The following is a 22185-nucleotide window of genomic DNA, read 5'->3' as shown; positions in this document are numbered from 1 at the left end:
CGGAGTGTTACGCGGGCCGTATGACCAACAAGCGGTTCAGCATCTCGATGGACCCGCAGGTACACACGGCGATCAAGGAGCACGCGGACGCCACGGGCCTCGACATCTCCGGTTACATGGTCGCCGCGGCCGTGGCCCAGATGGCGGCGGACGCCGCGGCCGAGGCCGTCTTCGCCCCCTGGACGCCGACAACACCGAAGCACTGAACGAGGGCGCGACACTCCAGCCGCCCCCGCAGCCGACGCTCGAAGACCTGAGCGCCGAAGATCAGGCAATGGTCCGCAGAATAATCTCCTCGGCCCTCGGCACAGACCAAACCGACGTCGCGTGACCACCCGAACGGTCGTCTACGACACCGGCATGCTCCTGGCGATGCTGGCACGCGACCTACGAGCCCTGACACTGCACCATGGCCTGCGCGCCGCACCACACCGGCCCATCGTCATAGGCCCCGTCCTGGCACAGGCCTGGCGCCCTGACCCGAAGAGCATTTACACCTTCAGCGGCTACCTGAAAGACTGCACGGTCCCCCAGACACGCGGCAGCACACCGATCCGCGGAGCAATCTCGACCTCAGGATGCGTGGCGTGCGCGAAGACCGCCACCCTGGACGTCTGCAAACGGGCCGGATCGATGCTCGCCAAGGCCGACCTACCGGCCAAGAAGCGTCCAGACGCCATCGACGCGCTGGTCGTGATGACCGCTGCCCTACACGTCCCCGCCCAAATACTTACACGCCTTCGGCCTTCCGACCGCCGGGCCACTACGTCGGGGGCAGGTCAGGCGGGCACGAACTTCCGGGCCTTTTCGAACTGGACCTGTACCGGCAGGTCGCTCACGGTGGGCCAGTTCGGTGTGGCCCCACCAGCAGCGTGTGCTGCCGTGCGAATGATGTCCAGAGCACGTGTCAAGGCAGCCCTGGGGTCTGCGGTGTCGAGGATCAACAGCTCGATCCTGATGGTGTTCGCTTCGGCGTTGGTGCTGACCGCCGAGTCGGTGAAGTCGCCGCTGCAGCCCTCAAGGTGGAGAAGCTCCTGCATCACCCGCTCACCGTGGGCGTGCACGTCCTCACGGCTGGCTCCCGGCGCCAGGAGTAGCGGAAACTCAATACCGAGCTGAGACGCCTCCGTCTGACTCACGGCCCCTCCTTCCCCTCGGGTTCTCCTGGCGGGCATACGCTCCTGCACCACCTCACGGCTTGCCTGAAGTAGTTCGGGTTCGACGGGCTGAGGTGGATCTGACGCTGATGCACGCCGCACGGGCACTTGACGGTGTAGTACGTGGGTGGATCTTCAACCCGCCAGCCCATGGCCGAGATCTGCTGCAGCGCGTCCTCGCCTTCTTTCTTAGCGTGCTTCTTCCAGTTGGCCAACTGCCTGTCGCCTTTGAGTGTACGTACCCGAGTGGCCTCGGGTTATAGCGATTCTGTGACAACGCTACGACGTACAGTGACGGTCCGGTGGTTGGCGCTGGTAACTCCTGGTGGCCACATCGTGCCAGGTCCGTTAGGCGCGCGGAGGCTCGGCGGGGTCCCCGGCGGTTGCGGACAACCGCAGACCCTTCAGCGCTTCGAGGGCGTCCATGCACTTGGCGTGGTGGTCGTGCCTCCACGTCATGAACACCCAAGTGGCGTGGACGCTCGGCGATCGTGGTGAGGTCATCGACGCCCGGGTGGTGGGCCAGGCCACCGGGGGCCGTGGGGTGGCAAGGCGCGTTTCTGTGCGGCGGTGAAGCGGTTGGTGGCCTGCTCAGGCGGCCGGGTTTGTTCGTTGGCCTTTGGTGGCTGGGAGTGGAGAAAGGCCTACTTGGTGGGGTGGTGCGGTGGGAGAGTTGAGGGAGCGTCTCACCCGTCCGGAGCCGAGTTCATGAGCCATGCCGTTGTGAGGTTCGACGTCACGCTGCCCGCGGGCGCCGATGTGCGCGTCGCGAGCGATTTGCGTAGTCATCTGTTGAAGTCGGGGGCCGAGGCGGTCGAGCCCGTCCGTGTCCGGCACACGCCGTCGCGGGGGCGGCCCGGGGAGGCCGAGCGGCCCGCCGAGCTCGTCGAGATCGCCGGGCTCGCGGTGAGCTTCGCGGGTGATCTGATGCAGGCGATCGACGTGCTGGGCTCCTGGCTGGGATACCGGCGCAACGCCGGGACGGACGATGACGAGGAAAGGCAGGTCACCTCGATCCGCTTGGAGATCGACGGGGACGTCATCGAGATCACCAATCCGCTGCTCGAACACGAGCGGGCGCTGGTGGAGTTGTTCGTGCGCAGGCACGGCGGGCGGGTGTCCTGGACGGAGCGGCCATGACGACCTTCGAGGCGCCGGATTCCGACTCGCTGACGACCCTGGACGTGCGTGCCAGGGACAAGGGTGACGGCACCGCGCAGTACCTCTACCAGTTACGGTCCGCCGAGGGCTCCGCGATAGGTCCGCTGGAGCAGGAGTACTCCGTGGACGTCCACCAGTCGCTGGTCCGGATGCTCTGCACCAAGATGAACAAGGTGCTGCGCGCGAAACCGACCACGTCCGGCCAGTCGCGCGTGGTGGACCTGAGCAGGGTGGGCCACGCCCTCTGCGAGGCGCTGTTCCCGTTGCGGTACGGAAATGTGCCCGACCTGGTCACGCGGCTGCGGGAGTCGTCCGGGCCGCTGCTGGTCCGCACCGATGAGATGGTCGTTCCCTGGGAGCTGCTCTTCTTCGAGGACGAGTTTCTGGGGCTCAACCGTGAGATCGGGCGGCGCTCGGTCGTGCAGCGGCGGGTGGTGCACGGACGCAGGATTCGCGGCATCAACCGGGCTCTCATCGTCGGCGATCCCCTGGGTGACCTCCCCGACGCCGCCCGGGAGGCGGAGAACGTCGCCGAGTGGATGCGGGCGAAGGGGACCGAGTGCACGGTGCTCCTGCGTGACCAGGCAAATCTCGCCGACGTGGTCATGGAGCTGTCGGAGCGGCGCTACGACCTGTTCCACTACTGCGGGCACGTCGCGACCGCGTCCGGTGCGGGGACCACCGGGCTGGTGCTGCATGACCGGATGTTGCTGGACGAGCGGGCCCTCCCGTCGGAGGTGCCTCCCGTGGTGTTCATCAACGGGTGCAAGTCGGCCGGACGTGTGGAGAACATCTGCGTCTCGTTCATGGTCATGGGAGCCCAGGCCGTCGTCGGCACGAGGACGGAGGTCCCCGAGGAGAAGGCGCGGCGCTTCGCCGAGGAGTTCTACCGGCTGCTGACCGACATGACCACCGGGGCGGCCGTGCGGGCGGCGCGGCTGGCGCTGTCGGCCGACGACGATGACCTCACCTGGGCGTCCTTCATGCTGTACGGCGACCCGACCGTGCGGATCACCGGTGGCGGCGGGAGCGATCAGCAGGGCGGGCGGCAGGACGAGAAGCTCGACTTCGAGGACGGGGCGCAGGACGTGCTGAGCCGCGCCTTCGACGCCGCGAAGGGGCAGCGCCTGCTCACGTCCGTGCATCTGCTGCTCGGTCTGATCGGCAGCGCCGAACTGCGTCCGCGGATCACGGCGTCGATCGGCGCCGACCGGCTCACGCAGGTCACCGAGCGGCTGACGTCCGTCGGGGTGGTGGACCCACGGGAGGAACCGGAGGTCTCGCAGGAACCCGACGAGGGCGGCGGCACGGTACCGTCCGACACCGTCACCCATGTGATCATCCGGGCGGACGAGTTGGCCTCCGCGGTGGGTCGCACGCGGGTGTCCGTCCACGACCTCACGGTCGCGTTCCTGGAGTCGGGCGCGGGCACGTCCTCCCGCGAGGTCGAGTCGTGCGGGGTGACTGTCGAACAGTTGCTGTCGGTCGGAGCGATGGGCGGTGAATCCGGGCCCACCCCGACGGTCGGCACGCCGCTCACCGGTCGCGGCCGGATCCAGCCGGAGCAGCTCGACCCCGCCGTCGCACACGCCGTACGGACCGCCCTGGCGTTGTCCGTGCCGCGCGGCGAGGTCATCGGCACCTACGCTTTGCTGCTCGGCTTCGGCCTGTCGGGAAGTTCCGTGCTTCGCGAGGCGTTGACGGCGCAGGGCGAGCGGGGGCGGCGGGCGCTGCGCCTGCTGTTCGGCGAAGAGGACCCGGGCGGTGCCGCCTTCTCCAGGCGGACGCTCGCCGCGCTCGAAGCCGCCCACGCCGCCGAGCCGGACCGGCCGCTCGGCGAGGCGGCCGTCCTGCGGACCCTCCTCAAGCCCGGGTCGACCGCCGGGGGGCTGCTGAAGTCCCTCGGCGTCGACCCGGAAGCGGTCAGGAAGAGCCTTCCACCACCAGGCTGAGGCCGCGGCGGGCGAGGGGATCGTCCGGGCGTCGCTCGCACACCAGTTCCCAGTGTCGGCGCGCCTCCGTGACGTCGCCGAGACGGTACCCGGCCAACGCGAGGGCGTTGCGCGCCTCAGTGTCGGTCGGACACCAGTGCACCACCGCCGCGAAGTGGTCGCGCGCCACCGTCAACCGGCCCGCACGCGCCGCCGCCAACCCGCGGTTGAACAGGTACGCGGTGTACGCCGTCAGCCGGGCGTGGCCGCGCACCGGTGTGCCGCACCGCTCGCACTCGTCGGCGTCGAACGGGTTGTCGGCGCGGCACCGGGCCATCGGGCACGGGATCACGGGACCGCTCATGCCGCTCCTACCATTCCTCGGCCACCTTCCCCCCTGCGGGCGGGCGGCCGGGGCCGTCGCCGCCGACCGGGTCGCCGGTCGTGCCGCCGGATCCGCCGCCGGGCTTCTGGCGGAGGACGTTGTTCAGCTGGGACAGCCGTTGCAGAAGCCCGGGCGTCCGTTCCAGGACGCCGCGCGCATCGTGACCGACCCGCTGCGACAACTCGTTGATCTTCTGGGTGATCTCATCGACCTGGGCGCACAGGTCGGCGCGACCGGCCGCCTCCGCCAACTGCCGGACCTTCGCCGCCGACCGGCGGCACAGCTCCAGCGCGTCCACGGCGCGTTCGGTGTCGGTCTTCTGCGGTTGCGGATGCGCCCGCCGGTACACCGCGACCATGTGGTCCTGGTATCCCAGCAACTGGCGGATCGCCTCCCCGTACGCCCGCTGGTCGCCCGCCCGGTGGGCGTTCTCGCCCTGGTCCCGTTGCGCCTCGATCGACCGGGACATCTCCTGCGCGTCGTAGGGCTGCTTCAACTCCCCGGCGTTGCGCTGGAGGTGGGAGTTGAGGTCGACGCAGTCGCCGACGAGCTGGTCGAACTCCTCCTTCGGCGGTTCGAGGACGGTACGGAACTTGGCCGCCTCGACCTCCAGCTCCTCCAACTGCTCGAACTCGTGGACGGCACCCGCCCGGTCCCTGGCCCGCAACGCCTCCTCCAACGCCTGCCGGGCCATCCGCCGTTTGATCTCGAAGTTCTGGCGGTCCCCGGCGGGGAGGAAGGCGGCGACATCGTCCAGCCTGCGGTCCAGCCGCGTCACCTCGTCGCGGGTGGGCATCTCCCGCTCGGGCGGCAGTTCCACCGCGGCCTCGAACTCGTGCTCGCCCACGCTGCCGCGGACGGTGATGAACGAGTGCTTGTCGACGTGCAGGTCGAACCGGATCGGCGTGCCCCGCGGGGTCGTCGGCGGCACCGGCACGGTGATGACCTGGATCTTCTTGCTGCGCTGGTACAGCGGGAAGATCACCGCTTCGGTGTCGCCGGGGTGGCTGAAGGCGTACTCCACGCTCGTCGGCAGCTCCTCCAGTTCCGGGACGAGCACCTTGCGGTAGGTCTTGCCGCCCCTGGACACCTCCAGCAGCACCGGCTTCGTGGAGATGGCCAGCGAACTCGGCCGGGGCAGGCGGATCTCGGCGTCGTCGCTGTGGGTCACGGGACGGCCCACGGTGGCGATCACGTCGTCGTCGGCGTCGAGGACCTCGAAGCCGAACTGCGACTCGACCCCGGGCTCCAACGGCACCCCGGTGAACGCGAACGCGCCGGACGGGTGCAGGTCCGCCTCGTCCTCGTCGCCGTCGGGGGTGATGAGCCGGACGCGGCCGTCGCGCAGGTCCACGCCGGGCGCGAGCGCGTGGACGGTCCCGCCGATGTGCGTCCTCGTCGCGCCGGTGGCGGAAGCGCCGCGGAACGACACCCGGACACGGCGGTCGGAGTCGTAGACATCCAGCCCACCCGTGACGGCCGCGCGGACCGCCGCGCCCAACGCCACCACCGTGTCGACCTGCTCGTAGACCGGTTCGTCGCAGCGGGCCCCGGCGCACAGCTCGGCGGTCACGATCTCCCGGACCAGCGGCATATGGGTGGAACCACCCGCCAGGATCACCTGGTCGATGTCGGCGAGGTCGACCTTCTCCTTCAGCTTCGTGCGTTCCAGCGCCTCGTGGCAGTAGGGGATCGTCCGTTCGATGAGCGGGCGGGCTACGGCCTCCAGGTCCGTGCGGTCGAACCCGGCGTCGATGGTGACGTGGTTGCCCAGCTTGTCGATGATGCGGCCGTTGTCGCGCAGGGGGAAGTCGCTGCTCGCGCTGAGCCCCTTCTTCACGCCCTCAGCCAGGAGCATGAGCTGGTTGAAGCGCAGCCGGTCGCCGGGGTCGTCGGCCGGGTTCAGGTCGAGCGCCCAGCCCATCTCTACGAGCATGTCCTGGAGCCGCCGGGCAAACGCGGTGTCGATGTCGTCCCCGCCGAGCCGGTTGTTCCCGCTGATGCCGAGCACCTCGTACACGCCCGCGGTGGCGCGCACCACGCTGACGTCGAAGGTGCCGCCGCCCAGGTCGTACACGAGGAACGTGCCGTCGCGGGTCTTGGTGCGCCAGCAGTGGTAGCAGGCCGCCGCGGTCGGCTCGTGCAGCAGGTCGAGGACCTCCAGCCCCGCCATCTCCCCCGCCTTGCGGGTGGCGTCGATCATCGGCAGGTCGAAGTAGGCGGGGACGGTGACGATGGCGCGGTCGACCAGCCAGGACGTGTCCGCGGTCGCCAACTCCGCCACGTTCTGCTCGATCTGCCGTTTCAATTCGGCGAGGATCGCGGCGGAGACCTCCTCGGGCGTCATCGGCTGACCGCTCACGTCCACGGTCGTCGCGCTGCCCATGAGCCTTTTGATCGACCGGATCGGCTCGGGTCGGCCGCCGATCCGGTTGAGCGCCTTGCGGCCGACGACCAGCTCGCCGGTCGCCGGATCGCGCCATACGCAGCTCGGCGTCGTCCGGGCCCGTGACACCTCGTCCCGGTGGATGATGATCTCGGTGTCGCCCGGGTCCATCACCCCGACCGCGCTGTTGGTGGTGCCGAGATCGATCCCGACCGCCTTGCTCACGACCTGTGTCATCCCTGCGGTTCCTCCTCGTCGGATTCGTCGTGCTTCCCGGCGTCCCGCGGCGGCGCGCCGACGGTGATCCGGCCGAGCCGCACCACCGTTCCCCGGTGGCGGACGACGGCGTCGTGCACCTGCGCCACCACCTCGGCGGCGTACTCGTCGGAGTGCAGCCAGCCGAGCACCTCGACCCGGTCGGACACCTCCGCGAGCGGCCGTCCGCGCAGCTCCTCGACGGTCACGCCGCCGCCGCGCAGCGCGTCCAGCATCTGCTCCCTGACCAGCCGCAGCTCCCGGTGCACCCGGTCGAGCCCGGCGTCGGCGAGCGCGCCGCGGTGGCGTTCCAGGACGTCCTCCAGCTGCGCCACCAGGACCGCCTGGTCGACGGCGACGGCCAGCACCTCCTCCACCGCGTCGCGGCGGCGTGCCCGCTCCTCCCTCAGCGCGGACATGTACCGCCGCAGGACCGCGCGCATCTCCTTCGCGGGGGAGTCGAACTCCATCTCTTCTGGCGCCGGACGTTCGTCGAAGGCGTCCCAGCCGTACGGCGGTTCCTCGGTCGACGGCAGTGGCTCAGCCGAAGAGGACATCGGTCACCTCCAGCGGCGGGGCGCCAGGTCCGGGCGGCAGCGGCGCGTGGCGCAGGGCCTCGGCGACGTCGACCGTCGGTGGTGTCAGCAGCCAGTCCAGGATCAGGTCGAGGACCGCGGGCAGGTCGATGTCGGTGTCCCGCAGCGTCCCGGCCGACTCCTTGAGCGCCTTCACGTTCGCGGGGTTGCGCCGGTGTCGGCGCGCGAAGTCCCGCCACTCCTCGTCGCGGTACGCCGCGCCGGGCGCCTCCGTCAGCGCGTGCACCAGCCGGACGCCGGGCGCGCCGATCAGCTCCCGCATCGCCCACCCGCACAGCGTCCGCTCCTCCTCGGTCGCCGCGAGATCCGACAGCTCCCGACCGCGCCGGGCGATCGTCTCGCGGTCGGCGTCGGTCGGCAGCCCGAGGACGTGGAACGGGTTGGTCCAGGTCTCGTCCCTCATCAGCCTCACCTGTCGTATTGGTCGAGATAGCGGCGGGCCAGTTCGTTCTCCGGGTCCAGTTCGAGCGCCTCCACCACCAGCCGACGCGCCCGCTCGCCCCGGGCCAGGGTCCGGGCGGCGGAACCGGTGGTGACATCGCGCAGGTTGATCGCCCACAGGGTGAGGACGGACGCCAGCCGCTCCCGGACGAGCTGGACGTCATCGGGCCGCTCGGCGAGTTCGAGGGCCCGCCGCAGCTCGTCCGCGGCCTTCTCGAACCGCTGGTCCGGGGGCAGAGGGCCCGCCAGCCCGCGGACGGCGTGCTCGTCGTTCGCGATCCGTGTGCCGCGCCCCAGGTAGGACTGGAAGAGCACGCGGGTGGCGTTGTCGTTGGCGGGGTTCCAGCGCAACGCCTCCTTCATCTCGGCGATGGCCTTCTCGTCGGTGTCCGTCACCACCCCGCGCAGCAGCAGGTACCTCGACACCGCCTGGTTCTCGGGCCGATGCGCCTCCCCGGGCGCGCAGAGCCGGACGAGCCGGTCGCAGAACTCCCGCCCGGACGCCAACACGTCCTTCATCTGGTCGAACGCCCTGTTGTTGTAGTGGCACATGGCCCAGTCGTTGTGCCATTCCATGCCGGTGACGAGGACGCGCCGGACGGCGACTCCCAGGCGGATGAACGGTGCCAGCCTGCCGATCCCGGCCTCGTAGTCCTGGTCGATTCCGTCGGGTAGGGCGCCGACCGCCACCGGGTCCGCGACGCGGCTCTGGGCGTCCTCGACGAGGTCGTCGCACCACCGGTCGACGGCGGCGGCGGCCAGGCGCGCCGTTCCGGTCAGGCGTCGTGGGTCCACCCGGCGGTCGTTGCGGACGCCGAACTCCTCAAGCAACTCCCGGACCGCTTCGGGGTCACCGGAACGGCAGGCGTCCAAACAACGCAGGTGCAACCGGGCGGACACGGCCCGGTCGGCGGCGAGCGCCCGGGCGCCGTGCGCGGCGTGCAGATCGAGCAGACCTCCGATGATCTTCTCGCGTGGGGCGTCCTCGTCGTCCCGGGCGACCCCGGCCCGCCGCCAGAACGCCTCGTCCGCCAGGAGCAGCGCCCACAGGGTCGTCGCGACCGCCAGGCGCTCGCCCGCCGAACCGGTGCGGGCGTTCTGCCGCAGCGCCCGTTCCCGGTAGAGGACGGCCAGGTCGTGGTGCAGGTCGAGGTCGCTCGTCCGGGCGTGCAGGCATTGCCGCCACCGCTCGCCGATCCGTGTGTCGTCCCGCGCGAGCAGCGCGGCGCGTAGCTCGGCGTCGCCCTCGATCACCGTTTCGAGGACGCGGTGCCGCCCGGCCCGGTCGGGCGGCACCGGCTCGTCCTCGCCGATTTCGGGGAAGATGTGGGCGAGCAGCCTGTCGGTGCACACCTGAAGTTCGACGGCGGCGGCGAGCGCGCTCAACGACTGCACGGTGGGCGCCATCAGGACTCCCAACGTCCGCGCAGGGACCCGGTATGGGCCAACGCCTGCATCTCCTCGAAGTGCTGAAGCGCCTTCGCGACGTTCCCGCTGGTCGCGAGGCTCCTGAAGCGTTGGAGGGCACGGCCCCACTCGGCGGTCAGCACCCGGGCACGGGTGCCGGTGAGGTTCGCCAGCCGCTCCTCGTAGAGCCGCCGCACCGCGTCGACCTCGTCCTCGTCCGGCAGGAACTGCTCCGGCTCGTGACCGTCCAGGATCCCGGCGCCCTTGCGCAGCAGCCGGACCGCGTTCAACGGGTCGCCGCGACGCCACGCGGCCGTGGCGCGATGGCACAGGAAACGCCCGTACTCTTGCCGGACGACATCGTTCTCGCCGGGCCCGGCCGCGCGGAGCGCGTCCCGCCACGCACGATCGGCCGTCTCGTGATCGCCGACCGCGGTGGCGCAGCGGGCCAACGTCAGCGGATCGAACGGAACGGTGGCGGACACGGTCCGCAGGACCGCCGCCAACTCCCGGGGCCGGGCGCCGCCGCCGCGTCCCGGAGCCGCGCACAGCGCGGGCATGACCCGGCTCAGATTCACCAGACCGGTGATGTCGTGCGCGGCCGCCGCCTCCAGGAGCAGGGCCCGGCCGCGGTCAGGATCGGTACCGGCGAGACCGGCCGCCTGGACGAGGCGGAGCGCGGCGGCGACCGGGGTGGGTGCGCCGTCCGGCGGGGCTGGGTCCTCGACGGGCGCGCCACCGAGCCCGGCGACGAGGATGCCGTGAATCCTCGCCTCGCCCGCATCGGCCGGAACCGCCTCGCCAAGCAGCCGCAGGCCCTCGGCCCGGTCACCACGGGCAAGCGCATGCCGTGCCACGACCAGGGCCCCAGGCACGTCGGTCAGCACCTGCCCCGAGCCACCTGGCGTAGGCGCGCCGCGCAACGCGGCAGCGCGCGAAAGCCGAAGCAGCCGCCCCAGATCATGCGGCCCCGCATCGAGAACGGGGTCTCCGGCGGGAGGAAGGTCCCCCGCATCCGGCGAAACGGCAAGGGAGGCCAGACCGCTGACCATGCCGGACAGCGTGACCGCTAGTTCACCGTCCCCCGCCAGGACAACGGCCCTGGTCAGAACCCCCACCAGAGCCGCCACGGCCGAAGCGGCGGGCAGCGGCCGCACGCTGTGAAGCTGGGTCACCAATTGCCCGCACAAAGCCAGGTCCAGATCGGCGCCGAGCCGGTCGCCACCAAGCTGGTCAACGTTGCGCTGCCCGCTCCGGCGCTGCTGAACGCCGGACCGGCCGCTGCTCGGCTGGAGACTGCTGGCCTGGTGGGCAGCAGGCTGGTGACCGCCGGGCAGCTGGTTACCGGACGGGTCGCTGCCGGACTGGGCTGCGCCGGGCTGGTTGCTACCAAACTGTTGGGCGCCAGACTGGCGACTGCCGGATCGATGGGCGCTTGGCTGATGACTGCTCGGCTGAAGACCGCCTGGCTGAGGACTGCTGGCCTGGTGGGCGCCGGGCTGGTCCCTACCGGACTGGTGGAAGCCTGCCTGATGACTGCCCGGCTGAAGACTGCTGGCCTGGTGTGCGGCGGGTTGGTGACTGCCGGGCAGCTGGCTGTCGGACCGGTCGCTGCCAGGCCGGTCGGCGCCGGGCTGGTTGTTACCGGACTGTTGGGCGCCGGGCTGGTGACTGCCGGATTGATGGGCGCCGGGCTGAGGGACGCCCGACTGTTGGGCGTCGGGCTGGTGGACGCCGAATTGGTGGGAGCCGGGCTGATGAGCCGCGGACTGATTGTCGCGGAGCTCGTGGGCGCCGGGCTGGTGACTGTCCGGCTGGTGGGTGGCGGGTTGGTGGGTGGTTAGTTCTGCGAGGCCGAGGATCCAGGTGGCCCACGAGTTTGCGGTGGCCTTTCTGCGCAGTTTGCTCAGATCGGCGGTTTCGGCGTGTCCGGTGGCGAACAGGTCGGCGGCCGTGGCGAGGGCGCGGGTGTCGGGCGGGATCAACCGGTGTCCCGCCTCGGCCGCGGCGTCGAAGTCCTCCTTCGCCTTGAGCGCGAGCCGGGTGGCCTCGTCCGGACGGCCCCGGTCCTGCTCCCTGACCGCCTGGTGCAGACGCAGATGTCCGACGGAGTAGCGGGCCTTCGGCAGCGGGTGCACGGTCAGGCGTTCGAGCTCGTCGACCGTGGCGCTGTTGTCGAGGCTCACCGTGAGCCAGGTGCGCAGCAGGTCGGCCTTGGGCCCGGACGGGACGCCGTGCTCGTCCAGCAGGCGCAGCGCCGACGCGGTCTGGCCGTCCTGGGCGTCATGGGTCGCGAGGACGAGCGCGGCCCGGCCGTATCCATGGGTGCGTGCGGCCTCGGTGAGCAGCTCACGAGCCTGGTCGGGCCGGTCCAGCAGTGCGGTCACGCCCGACCACAGCAACCGTTCGGGCGCGGGCAGCCGTTGGAACAGCGGCAGGGCCATGGCCTGGTCGAGCGCATACCGGTTGTGTCGGGCGAACCGCAGGGCGAGGACGGTCCGCAGCGCCTCAAGATGGTCCGCGAGGGCGCCGCCGTCCGCCAGCCAGGAGGGCGGTTCGGCGCGCGGGCGTCCACCCTTGATCAACTCCGTGCGCGCCTCGGCCAGCTCGGCGTAGGTGTCGGGCGCCGCCGTGTCCGGGGCGGCCGCCGGGTCGACGTCGCGCAGAAGGCAGCCCACGGCCCACGCGCCGGGCCGTCCGCGCACACGATCGAACCGGTGCGCGACGCCCACCCGGTCATCGCGCAGGATTAGGGCCCAGGCGGCGTGGTAGTCCCAGCCGGGCCGTCCCGGATACGCCTCGGCCAGGGGTGGCAGCAGTTCCGCCGCCCGGAGCGAGTCGCCTTCCAGCAGGTACAGGCGGCCGATCGCGTAGTCGAGCCATTCCCCCGCCAGCGCCGTGACGGTGTACCTGGTGAGGCGGTCCGCATCAGCCGGTGCGGGACCTGGCTCGGCCGGGTCGTCCAGCCATGCGAGTACCTGGCTGAGCTGGATCAGCTCGTCGGCGGCTCGTAGGGGTGGGCGTGCGGGGTCTGCGGCCATCCGCGCGAGCTGCGCGTGGTCGCCCGACCGCAGCAGGGCGGCGAGCAGACCCGCGAACGCGCCGCCGTCCCCCGGTCGGGCCCGCCACGCCCGCGTCAGCGTCGCGACCGCCTCATGTGCAACGCCGTCGACGAGGAGGCGGTGCAGGCCGAGGACGCGGTCCAGGTCAGGGTGGGTGGCCCCGGAGCGCGCCAGCAGGTCGGCGACCTTGGCCGCCTGGGCGATCCGGATAGTGCCCGCGTCGTGTTCGACCGCGAGCAGGTCCGTCACGAGCGCCGCCACCCCATCTGGAGGACGAGCGGGCCTGCCCAGCACGTCGGCGTAGATGCTCAGCTGCTCGGGCCCCACGGCCCCGAGGGCCGCGAGGTCGTCCGCGGCCTCCGCCCGAGCATGATCATCGGCGTGTGGCGAGCGGCAGAGTCGGGTGAGCAACGCGACGGCCGCGTCCAATTCGCCGCGTGCGTGACGGGCCCGGACGAGTGGACGCCAGGCCGCCAGGAGCACGGTGCCCGGTGGCCCGGCCGCGCCATCGTCGGCGGCTGCCTGGGCGTTCTGCTCGCCGTAGGTCGCCAGGGTGTCGAAGTCAGCTTCGGTCAGCACCGGCAGAAGCCGGGCGTCCAGCATCGACTCCAGGAAGTCCGGCCAGACCTCGACGGCGATGGACGGGTTGCGCGCGAAACCAGCGGCGGCCTCGCGCATCCGTTCCACCGCCCGCACCGGATCGGGTTCGTCGACCGCGGCGGCCCAGAGCCTGCGCAGCCGTCCACCTCGGCTGAACCGGCTCCCGAACGCACGTTCCGAACTCATGGGCCACCGTGGCTCTCTTCACGGCGGCGGAGTTCGTCGAACCGGTTCGCCTGGTAACGGTTGCCCGCGTTCGTGTACGCCTCCGCGATCCTCCTGAGCAGTGAGACGCGTTCTTCTCTGGTGCGCAGCAGGCTCGGAGAGCGTTCGAGCAGTTGCCAGGCCGTCTTGTACCGGAGCGCGGCCTCCGCGTGGTCGCCCAGCACGCCGAGGGTCTCCGCCGACTCGTGCAACAGCGCGAACTCGTCGGACGGTGGCCAGGTACGTCCGTCCAACAGGTGTTGCAGGGTCGCGCGGGCGCCGTGCGGGTCGCCCTGTTCTCGCAGGTTCCGCGCCTGCCGGATCTCCTCGCCCACGTCCGGGCGGGCGTGACGCCTGGACGAGCGCGGCGCGTCAATCTCCGCGAGGACCTCCTCCGCGGTGGCGAACCGGCGGGCCGGGGAGTGCTCCAGGCAGCGCAGGACCAGGGCGTCCAACTCCCGGGGCACGGTGTTGTTCAGCAGCGACGGCGGCTCGATCCGGCATTTCGCCCGCGCGTCGAACAGCCAGTCGCCGTGCAGCCGCGTGGGCAGATCGTCCGGCGGGTGCAGGTGGCTGAACGGGAGGCGACCGGTCAGCCCCTCGTAGATCAGGAGCCCCAGCGAGTAGAGGTCGGAGGCGGGGAAGCTCTCCCCCCGCCATGTCTCCGGCGCCATGTTGGAGAGCGTCCCGGCGACCCCTTCGGCGTAGCCGGTCTCCAGCAGCCGGGCCGCCAGACCGAAGTCGACCAGTCGAACCGTGCGGTCCAGCCCGAGCAGCACGTTGTCGGACTTCAGGTCGCGGTGCAGCAACGGCGGCACCATCGCGTGCAGACCGCGCAGCGCGACACAGATCTGCCGGGCCCATTTCATCAGCAACGGCGCCGGCACACCTCTCGGGTACGAGTCGAACTGCGCGGCCAGCGTCGAACCCTGGACGTACTCCATCGCCAGATACGCGCGCCCACCGACGTCGGCCGCGACCCCACCGTCGTACAGGTGGACGAGATGGGCGCGGGCCTCGGTGTCGGTCATCCCGTCCATGGTTTCGGCCAGGATCAGCGCGTCGGAGAACAGCTTCCGCGCCGTCTCCTCCGTCATCCCTTGGCGCCGGGACAGTTTCACGGCGACCCGCCGGATCGGTACGCCCATCACCTGCTGCTCGCTGCGGAACACCGCGCCGAACGCGCCCTCGCCGAGCCATTCACGGAGCCGGTACCGGCCGTCGACGACGCGTCCCTCGAGCCCCTTCAGTTCGCCTCTCACGCCCCCGCCTTCCGCAGCCGGACCCTCCGGTCACCAGGGGCGGCGGCCCCGTCGACGGCGGGGTCCTGTTCCTCGGGCGTCAGGAAGACGGCCTCCACCTGCGGTTCCCCGCCGGGTCTGAAGCGCAGTTCGACCCGTCCGCACCGGTGGAACGCGTCCGGCGCCCGCTCGGCGGCGATCGTGATCGGATCTTCGACGAGTTGGGACACCAGCCGGGAGATGATCCGCCCGCCCCTGGCTCCTCCGGCGGCCTCGTTGGCGGCGTGGCCCCGGTCGGCGATATGTCCGATCAGCGCCTCGGGGACGACGAGGCGCTTCTCCCTCCGGTCCCGCCAGAACCGGCGCTGCCTGGCGATCTCCTGGCGGCAGATGCCCTCCATCGCCGCCCGGTCCAGTGGACGGAAGATGACGATCTGGCGTAACCGGGCCAGGAACTCCGGTGGGAACACCACCTCGCCGGACCGCGGATGGCGCACCTGGCGCAGATGCCGCTCGACCGCGTCGGCGGTCTCCTGCATGGGACGGCCCTCCGCCGCCATCCGGGCGATGATGTCGTGACCGGCGTTCGTGGTAAGGACGAAGATGGCCCGGTCGCCGAACGCCTTCGTCCCGCGCTGGTCGACGATCCAGCCCTCGTCGAACAGGTTGAGGAAGGGCCGCCACACCTCCGGGTGCGCCTTTTCGGCCTCGTCCAGCAGGAAGACGCAGTACGGGTCGGCGTTCAGGTCGTTGATCAGCCGTCCGCCCTGGTCATGACCGACGTATCCGGGCGGCGACCCGAGGATCCCCGCGACGCTGTGCGGCTCGGTGAAGTTCTCCATCGGATACGTCTGGATGCGTTTCGAGGCCGAGTAGAACCTGGCGATGGTCTTGGCCAGTTCGGTTTTGCCGACCCCGGTGAGCCCCGCGAACAGCATCACCGAGGCGGGACGTCCCGGAGAGGCGAGCCCCGCCTTGATCCTGCGCAGCTCACCGGCGACGACCCGCACCGCCTCGGGCTGCCCGACCACCGACTCGCCGAGGGCCCGCTCCAGATCGATCCGCTCACCGCCGGTACCTGCGATCTGCGCGACCGGCACCCCGGAGAACTCGGCGACCACCGCGGCGACGTCGTCCGGACGCACCGCCTCCTGGTCACTGCCCGCCTGGGTCCGGCGGTAGTGCAGGTCTTCGCAGGCGCGGCGCAGCACCCGCACCGCCTTCGCGGGCAGCCGTTCGTTCAGCATGAAGTCGACCGACAGCAGCACTGCGCGTTCCACGGCGCGTTCGTCCACCCGCAGCTTGAACCGGGAGGCGAACTCCTCGGCCGCCTGCGCCGCCATCTCCAACGCCTCGGCGCGGCCCGGCTCGTCCACCTCGATCCGGGCGCACAACTCCGACAGCGCCCGGTCGGACGCGATCAGGTCGTCATGGTCGTGGACGGACAGCACGCCGATGAGGTGGATTCGCCGCTCCTTCATCGCGGCGCGCAACGGCAACCGGTGGTCGGCGCCGGACGGCCCGCGCAGCAGGGAGCCCAGCCCGTCCACGCACACGACCAGGTCGGTGCGTCCGGTCACGTGCTCGATGAGCCCGCTCAGCTTCGTGCCGCTCTCCGTGGGCGTCACGTCCCGGCAGTCCACGTAGAGGAACCGCTTGCGCCGCAGGAACGGGATCTGTCCGATGGCGGCCCGGCGCGCCAGTTCCCGCACCAGCGTGGTGGTGCCCACCCCCGGCATCCCGGTGATCAGGACGTGCGGGGCGCTCGCGCGGTGCAGCGCCCGCAGCAACGGGTCGAAGTAGCGGTCGACATGAAGCGCCGGTGCGGGCTCGTCGGTGCGGGCGAGCCAGGTGAGGTCCTGCGCGGGCGGCAGGGTCGCGGGGAGCCGGAACGCGACCTCGCGCGGCTGCGTCGTGGCGCGCTGCCGCAGCGCCTCGTCGAGATGGTCGCGCAGCAGGCTCGGGTCGAGGCGCAGCGGCGGCGCCCGCAGGACGTTGTCCAGCCGGGGCGGCATCTCCGCCAGGACCGCGCCGAGCAGATGCGGCGCGTCGATCCGCTCGGCGTTCCACGAGGCGGCGGCGCGCCGGGCCCGTCCGAGCATCGCCAGGAACGGTTCGCCGAGCCCGGCCCGGTCGAGAGGCAACGGTTCGGTGGTCCGCGGGCGTTCGATCAGCCGGAACGCGTCGGCGACCGTCGCGGCGACCTTCGCGGGCCCGACCTGCGGCGCGACCTGAAGCCGGACGAGATGTTCGGCCAGCCCCTCCGTCTCACCCAGCAACGCCAGCAGGCAGTGCGGTGGGAGCACCCGGTCGTAGCCGAGCAGCGCCGCCTGCTCGGCCGCCTGTTCAAGCGCGGACCACGCGTCCTGGGTGAACTCCTCCGAGCGGAGCCTTCCGGACTCCTCGTCCAGCAGAGAAGGCAGCGGCTCCCGCGCGGCCCGCACCTGGGTACGCAGCACCGCGGCGGCCGCGGGGGCGTCCAGGGTCACCAGGTTCTGCCGGTCGCGCGCCTCCAGGTGCTCCAGCACGCAGGCCACCAGCAGTTCCAGTGCCGTGGCGCGCCGTTCGTCCGGCGATGACTTCCCGTACTCCTCACCGAACGCGTCAAGTGCCGCGAGGCTTTCCGCGCTGAACTCGTCCCGGCCACCGCCGAACTCGTCGGCCCCGGAGCCGGGCGCCCGCGCGGGGCTGTAGATCTCGATGCCCTCCAGAAGGTGACGCACCTGCACCCCATCGGGCAGGGCCCGGCCGAGCGCGGTCAGCAGCGGCGCGTCCTTCGAGGCGAGAGCGGCCCGCAGCAGATCACTGGTCCGCACCGAACCGGCGGCACGCTCGACGGCGGCGTGCAGGACGTCGACCGTACGCGGATCGTCGACGGCCCGAGGATCGAAAACACCGTTGTCGAACAGCAAAAAGAGCGCTCCAGACGTTTCAGGAACGGCCGTTCTTTCCTTGCTGCGGGGCCTCTCATGCTCTCAAACCCACCACCCCCCGACCACATCCTTTCCATGATCCCCGTGGCACATTGGGAATATGGCCAACCACGGCCATCCCCGCAGGCAGACCCACCTCCACCCAAACGATCAACCGGCGCGCCCGAACCCGCCGACGCCGCCTCGAACCACGGTCACAATGCCTTACTCAGCCCCCAATTTCGCCACGATAATGATCAAGTACCGATCTCCGGGCATGCCGGGTACGCCCCACCCTGCGATGATCGAGCCATGCCCACGGAGTTCCTGAACCATGGCGGGACGGTCTATCAACTGCTCAGCTTCTACGCCCTGCCCGATGACGCCTGGAGCGTCGAACTGACCGACGGCAACGGGGACGGCGCTCCGCTGGCGCATGTCCTCGTTCCGGACGAGGACATGGACCGCCCATGCGAAGTGCTGGCACTGGACCCGTCACGCATCCCCACAGAAGTCCTGCGGCACCTACTTCTCGCCGTAGCAGAGTGCGGCCGACACGCAGGAGCAGTCTTCGTCCGCGAGCAACAGCCCCCATCAACCTGACGCCGCCCACCCTGCATCCCATCGTGCACGGACCGGCATCGTGGGAGCATGACGGATGACCACTCATGAGCACGCCCAAATCTGGGCCGGCGACAAGTCCGACGGTCAACCGGCCTATGAGATGGTGCCCGTAGAGCGCTTACCAGACGGGCAATACAAGATCGTCGGAACACCCGCGCTCGTGCTCGGATGCGCCGCCGGCGACACCGTCACCCTCGACGAGGCGATGCGAGTTCGAGTGCTCCACCATGGCGGAAACCTGGCGATCCAAGCGTTCCCAATCAAGGAATTCGCCCACTCGGATGTCGAGCGATTGCGCGAAGCGATGACTCCGTTGAGTGGCCTGGTCGAAGCCCCCGCCAACCTCCGATTCATCGTTGTGACCGTCCCCATGTCGGCGGGCATCCCTCACATCAACTCGACCATGAACGAATGGGCCGCCACGGCCAACGCCGAGTGGTCGTACGGAAACGCCCCAGACGCCCTGTGCTCTACCGCTTCAGGGCCCGATACCGCCTGAGCAGTACCGCGATTCTCGCGGGGTCCCGGCCTCCGTTGAGCTCGGCCAGAAGATCGTCGGGGCACAGCTCGTAATGGTCCCCCCCACCACCTACGCCCCTTGGTGTCCCAGACGCGGTAGCCGCCGGGCACCCCACGGGCCACGTAGCGCCTCTTCGCCCCAGGACACCACCCCAGACAGCCGCTCAACCACGCCACCGAGCCTACGAACGGGCCTCGACGAAAGCGACCGAATACGCCCCGCACGTTCCCCGGGATCCCTGCACACGATGACCGGCGCGGAACTCAAGAAGCGATCGGGCACGCAAGCGAGAGAGGCGATCGTGGGAAACGAGAGCCCAGGTCGGGCTTCGGGTCTGACCTGGGCTTCTGCCGGGTGGAGCCTAGGGGATTCGAACCCCTGACACCTGGCTTGCAAAGCCAGTGCTCTACCAACTGAGCTAAGGCCCCTCGATCTCCTGTTGTCTACCTGCGGAAACACCGAATCGGCGCAACCGACGTCGATCGTACACCGTGGAGACAGCACAGGCTTTCCGGACGGGGCCAGCCAGTGGGGCGCCGGCGTTCAGCCGTCCCTCCGAAGGCCGAGGCCAGGGTGAGTCGGCTCGACCCTTACTCGCCGATGACGAACTGCACGCTCCTGGGCATGTACAAGGGCGTCACGGCGGGAAACGGCGATCGCGCCGAAGGTTCGGCCCACCTCCGGCACACCCGCGAACGCCTCGGAGACCCAGGACATCGTCCCCGCCGTGGACCCTCACCCCCATGGCACCGCTCGCCCGCACGTTCGGTAGATCTATTCATCGACCTTTTTGCTGTAGAGCGTGATCGTAGTGTTCTCGGTGACCCGCGTCCCTGCGCGGGGACGCTGCTTGACGACGACCCAGTTCCGGTCCCACAGCAGGAGACGCCCTTGCCCGGTGGCGTCCTCCTCCATGAGTCGGAACAACCCGACCGCCTGCATGGCGTTCTGGGCTTTCTGGTGGTTCATCCCCACCACCTGCGGGACGCGGATCCGCTTCGGACCCGTCTTTGACGGCGTGGCGGAGGGTGTTGTCCTGGCTGTACCCGTCGCCGGGGCAGTCGTTTCAGTGGACTTCGGCGTGGGCGTGGCCGTGACGGTACGCGTCCCCCGCGAAGCCGGTGGCTCCTCAGGGGCCGCACAACCCGCGGCGAGAACGGCGACGGTTGTGGCGGCAAGGAGGTGGATCGGGGTCCGCATGGGATTCCTGTCTGTGAGGGCTCCAAAGCGGGGGGTGATCGTGAGACGTCTGGAGGCCGCGTCCGGTTCACGGCTGTCCGGTCACGGTCGAGGCCGCGGCTCTAGGCCGGGTTCGCGCCCACACATCCGGCCCGACCTCCAAGGTTGTGCGCCGAAGTATGCAGGTCGCGACACGATCTGCGGGTAGCACGACACGCCCCCGCCCGGGACGCGTTGGAACGAGGCGGCGCGCCCCTTCTCGGCACATTCGCCGGGCACGTCACCCACTGACAGGAACCGACGGCACAGCCCCGGCCCTGGGAGCGTGCCGGTCGCGTGACCTGTGGGGGACGGCAGGCCCGCCACCGGCACGCTGAAACGGGTGGCGCGTAGCGGAACGCTCGCCGGGCACGCCATCCACCCGCCTATCCACCGGGGCCGCGGGAGTCTGGACTGAGGAACCGCCCGCGCCGCCCCAGGTTCAAGGCCCGCCGTCGCCGTCGAGGGTCGTCCGCACGTCCATGGTTGGCACGATCACCTTCGCGGCGTCCTCCGGGTCGGCGCCCAGCGTCTCCCACGGGCCGTCCTCAGACCGCCACCGGTACGTGGCGCCGGTCCACTCGGCCAGCATCGCCCCGTCCCGGTAGGCGATCCGGACCTGCGACAGGCCGGTCTCCTCGTCGCGGACGATGTCCACGCCCTTTGCCCGGCCGCGCCCGCGGATCGCGGCCAGCAAACGCTCGGCCCGGCCGAAGTCCTCAGGTGTCTCCATGGTCGTCCTCTCAGGGTGGGCCACCCCCGGGCACCCGCGCAGGCTCCGGGGGATGTGGCGTTGGGAGGGGCGGCGCGGCCGGGACGGCGAGCACCAACGGCGCCGCCCCGGTCTACGGCGAGCCCGCCCGGCGCTCGCGGGCGCGGGCGGCGCCCCGCTCGATGATGGAACCCAGATACCGCTCCCGGTCGACGTCTTCAGCGCCCCTGACGTACCGCGACGCGGGGACGATGACCTCGTCCATGAGCTTCATGTAGGCCGCGAGCGAGAACTGAAGGTCGGTCCACCCGGGCGGCGGCTCCGGCGGCTGGGTCACAGCGCCGACCTCAGCGCCCCGACGATGGCGACCGCCGCGTCGATGACGCGATCGGCTTCGGCGATCGGGTGTGGCTTGGGGCCGTGCAACCAGAACCACAGCCTCTCGCCGTCTCCCGGCCGGGGATAACACATCACCAGGACGCACAGACGGCGCCCCATATCGTTCACCGGCGCGATCACCAGCAAGTCATTTCCGACGGTTTCGGCCTCGAAGCCGCGCACCTTAAGGTGTTCTGCCAGCGCGCGCAGCCGTACGGCGGCGTCGGGGTGAGTGGCGGGAGCGTCCGCGGGAATCCCGTCGAGCGCCTCCGGGACCTTGCTCATAGCCGGACTCCGTTTCCGGTCAGGCCCCGGAACCCCCGGCGTTCGCGCGCCGGCCGGGGCCGTTCTGCGTTGCGGTCACTCTTAGTGACTCTGTGGCGAGTGCCACACATCCAGCGGAGAGTTGGGGAGAAGAAGGGGAGCGATGGGGAGTCGCTCCGGGCAAGAGCGTCGTCGACGATGCCTTCGAGGTGGGCGATGCGCTCCGAATTCTCGCGCTCACCTTGCCAATACCGCGACTCCGGCACGATCTCATCCAGCCAGCGCATGTATCCGAGGACCGCCATGCCCAGGTCCCGGGCGTGGTCGCGCCGGTCTTGGGGGGTCACGCCTCGGTCCAGGTCAATTCAGCCCACATGGTCTGGCCGGTGGCGGTGATGTCGTGGCCGACCTTGTCGGCGAGGGCGTCCACGAGGATCAGTCCGCGACCGTAGTCGCCGAGGGTCTCAGTGGCGTCCGGGCGGGACCAGTCACCGGCCCCGGAGTCGGAGACGGCGATGCGCGTCCGCCCCGGGCCGACCTCGACGGTTACCGACAGGTGGCCGCCCTCCCCGCTCGGTGTGTGCTGTAAGGAGTTCGCGGCCAACTCGGCGACGACGAGTTCGGCGTCGTCCACGCGAGGGGAGTCGGTTAGAAGGCCTCGCACGTATGCCCTGATGGCTGGCACCATGGACGCGCGACCTGGGTAGGTCTGAGACCACGCCATGACAGAG

At 70.6% G+C, this 22185-nt stretch carries 20 protein-coding genes and 1 tRNA gene; 5 read left to right on the top strand and 16 right to left on the bottom strand.

What is annotated here, in order from left to right; genetic code table 11:
- Positions 1-20: 20 nt before the first annotated feature.
- Positions 21-206 (top strand): hypothetical protein, encoded by a 186-nt coding sequence (locus tag D0T12_RS01695; protein ID WP_117397448.1) that lies wholly within the window; start codon positions 21-23, stop codon positions 204-206.
- 573 nt (positions 207-779) lie between these two features.
- On the opposite strand, the gene D0T12_RS01685 is transcribed toward D0T12_RS01695, so the two are convergent.
- Complete coding sequence (locus tag D0T12_RS01685) at positions 780-1139, bottom strand: hypothetical protein (protein WP_233525796.1); 360 nt, start codon at positions 1137-1139, stop codon at positions 780-782.
- Between the two features lie 366 nt (positions 1140-1505).
- On the bottom strand, positions 1506-1661 hold the full coding sequence (locus D0T12_RS35195) for a hypothetical protein (protein WP_158581366.1): 156 nt from the start codon (positions 1659-1661) through the stop codon (positions 1506-1508).
- Positions 1662-1865: 204 nt separating this feature from the next.
- Here D0T12_RS35195 and D0T12_RS01675 point away from each other — a divergent pair, with 204 nt between their 5' ends.
- Both D0T12_RS01675 and D0T12_RS01670 read left to right on the top strand, forming a co-directional pair.
- The gene (locus D0T12_RS01675) at positions 1866-2297 is read left to right on the top strand and encodes a hypothetical protein (protein ID WP_147339336.1); all 432 of its coding nucleotides are present in this window, start codon (positions 1866-1868) and stop codon (positions 2295-2297) included.
- Complete coding sequence (locus D0T12_RS01670) at positions 2294-4270, top strand: CHAT domain-containing protein (RefSeq protein WP_117397444.1); 1977 nt, start codon at positions 2294-2296, stop codon at positions 4268-4270. The genes D0T12_RS01675 and D0T12_RS01670 overlap by 4 nt, the downstream gene beginning before the upstream one ends.
- Here the strand turns inward: D0T12_RS01670 and D0T12_RS01665 are convergent.
- Genes D0T12_RS01665 through D0T12_RS01630 form a run of 8 tightly spaced genes read right to left on the bottom strand, consistent with a single transcriptional unit; the run spans position 4242 to position 17738 of the window.
- A complete protein-coding gene (locus D0T12_RS01665; RefSeq protein WP_117397443.1) occupies positions 4242-4613 on the bottom strand; it encodes a tetratricopeptide repeat protein in 372 nt (123 codons plus the stop codon). The two genes, D0T12_RS01670 and D0T12_RS01665, sit on opposite strands and share 29 nt — an antisense overlap.
- Before the next feature lie 7 nt (positions 4614-4620).
- Complete coding sequence (locus D0T12_RS01660) at positions 4621-7257, bottom strand: Hsp70 family protein (protein ID WP_117397442.1); 2637 nt, start codon at positions 7255-7257, stop codon at positions 4621-4623.
- A complete protein-coding gene (locus D0T12_RS01655; RefSeq protein ID WP_117397441.1) occupies positions 7254-7832 on the bottom strand; it encodes a hypothetical protein in 579 nt (192 codons plus the stop codon). Before D0T12_RS01655 ends, D0T12_RS01660 begins: the two co-directional genes overlap by 4 nt.
- Complete coding sequence (locus tag D0T12_RS01650; RefSeq protein WP_147339335.1) at positions 7816-8274, bottom strand: hypothetical protein; 459 nt, start codon at positions 8272-8274, stop codon at positions 7816-7818. The genes D0T12_RS01655 and D0T12_RS01650 overlap by 17 nt, the downstream gene beginning before the upstream one ends.
- Before the next feature lie 5 nt (positions 8275-8279).
- Positions 8280-9719: a tetratricopeptide repeat protein gene (locus D0T12_RS01645; RefSeq protein WP_117397439.1), complete on the bottom strand. Its 1440-nt coding sequence runs from the start codon at positions 9717-9719 to the stop codon at positions 8280-8282.
- Complete coding sequence (locus tag D0T12_RS01640; RefSeq protein WP_117397438.1) at positions 9719-13567, bottom strand: hypothetical protein; 3849 nt, start codon at positions 13565-13567, stop codon at positions 9719-9721. The genes D0T12_RS01645 and D0T12_RS01640 overlap by 1 nt, the downstream gene beginning before the upstream one ends.
- Positions 13564-14847 carry a serine/threonine-protein kinase gene (locus D0T12_RS01635; protein ID WP_117397437.1) on the bottom strand — a complete coding sequence of 428 codons (1284 nt, stop codon included), beginning with the start codon at positions 14845-14847 and terminating at the stop codon, positions 13564-13566. Before D0T12_RS01635 ends, D0T12_RS01640 begins: the two co-directional genes overlap by 4 nt.
- Positions 14844-17738 carry an AAA family ATPase gene (locus tag D0T12_RS01630; protein WP_117397436.1) on the bottom strand — a complete coding sequence of 965 codons (2895 nt, stop codon included), beginning with the start codon at positions 17736-17738 and terminating at the stop codon, positions 14844-14846. The genes D0T12_RS01635 and D0T12_RS01630 overlap by 4 nt, the downstream gene beginning before the upstream one ends.
- A gap of 312 nt (positions 17739-18050) precedes the next feature.
- Between D0T12_RS01630 and D0T12_RS34695 the strand changes: the two genes are divergently transcribed.
- Positions 18051-18341 (top strand): hypothetical protein, encoded by a 291-nt coding sequence (locus D0T12_RS34695; RefSeq protein WP_147339334.1) that lies wholly within the window; start codon positions 18051-18053, stop codon positions 18339-18341.
- Positions 18342-18396: 55 nt separating this feature from the next.
- Complete coding sequence (locus D0T12_RS01620; RefSeq protein WP_117397434.1) at positions 18397-18861, top strand: DUF4265 domain-containing protein; 465 nt, start codon at positions 18397-18399, stop codon at positions 18859-18861.
- Positions 18862-19237: 376 nt separating this feature from the next.
- On the opposite strand, the gene D0T12_RS01610 is transcribed toward D0T12_RS01620, so the two are convergent.
- From D0T12_RS01610 to D0T12_RS01585, 6 genes are all read right to left on the bottom strand, one after another.
- Positions 19238-19310 (bottom strand) — tRNA-Ala (locus D0T12_RS01610).
- Between the two features lie 346 nt (positions 19311-19656).
- Positions 19657-20082, bottom strand: a complete 426-nt coding sequence (locus D0T12_RS37270) for a PASTA domain-containing protein (RefSeq protein ID WP_117397433.1) — start codon at positions 20080-20082, stop codon at positions 19657-19659.
- Between the two features lie 460 nt (positions 20083-20542).
- Positions 20543-20833 (bottom strand): hypothetical protein, encoded by a 291-nt coding sequence (locus D0T12_RS01600; RefSeq protein WP_117397432.1) that lies wholly within the window; start codon positions 20831-20833, stop codon positions 20543-20545.
- A gap of 112 nt (positions 20834-20945) precedes the next feature.
- Positions 20946-21149: a hypothetical protein gene (locus tag D0T12_RS01595; RefSeq protein ID WP_117397431.1), complete on the bottom strand. Its 204-nt coding sequence runs from the start codon at positions 21147-21149 to the stop codon at positions 20946-20948.
- Positions 21146-21475 (bottom strand): hypothetical protein, encoded by a 330-nt coding sequence (locus D0T12_RS01590; protein WP_117397430.1) that lies wholly within the window; start codon positions 21473-21475, stop codon positions 21146-21148. The genes D0T12_RS01595 and D0T12_RS01590 overlap by 4 nt, the downstream gene beginning before the upstream one ends.
- A gap of 322 nt (positions 21476-21797) precedes the next feature.
- Positions 21798-22142: an ATP-binding protein gene (locus D0T12_RS01585; protein ID WP_267900383.1), complete on the bottom strand. Its 345-nt coding sequence runs from the start codon at positions 22140-22142 to the stop codon at positions 21798-21800.
- Between the last annotated feature and the right edge of the window lie 43 nt (positions 22143-22185).

The organism is Actinomadura spongiicola, from assembly GCF_003432485.1.
Taxonomy (GTDB): Bacteria; Actinomycetota; Actinomycetes; order Streptosporangiales; family Streptosporangiaceae; genus Spirillospora; species Spirillospora spongiicola.
This window is presented reverse-complemented; position numbering and strand designations above follow the sequence as displayed.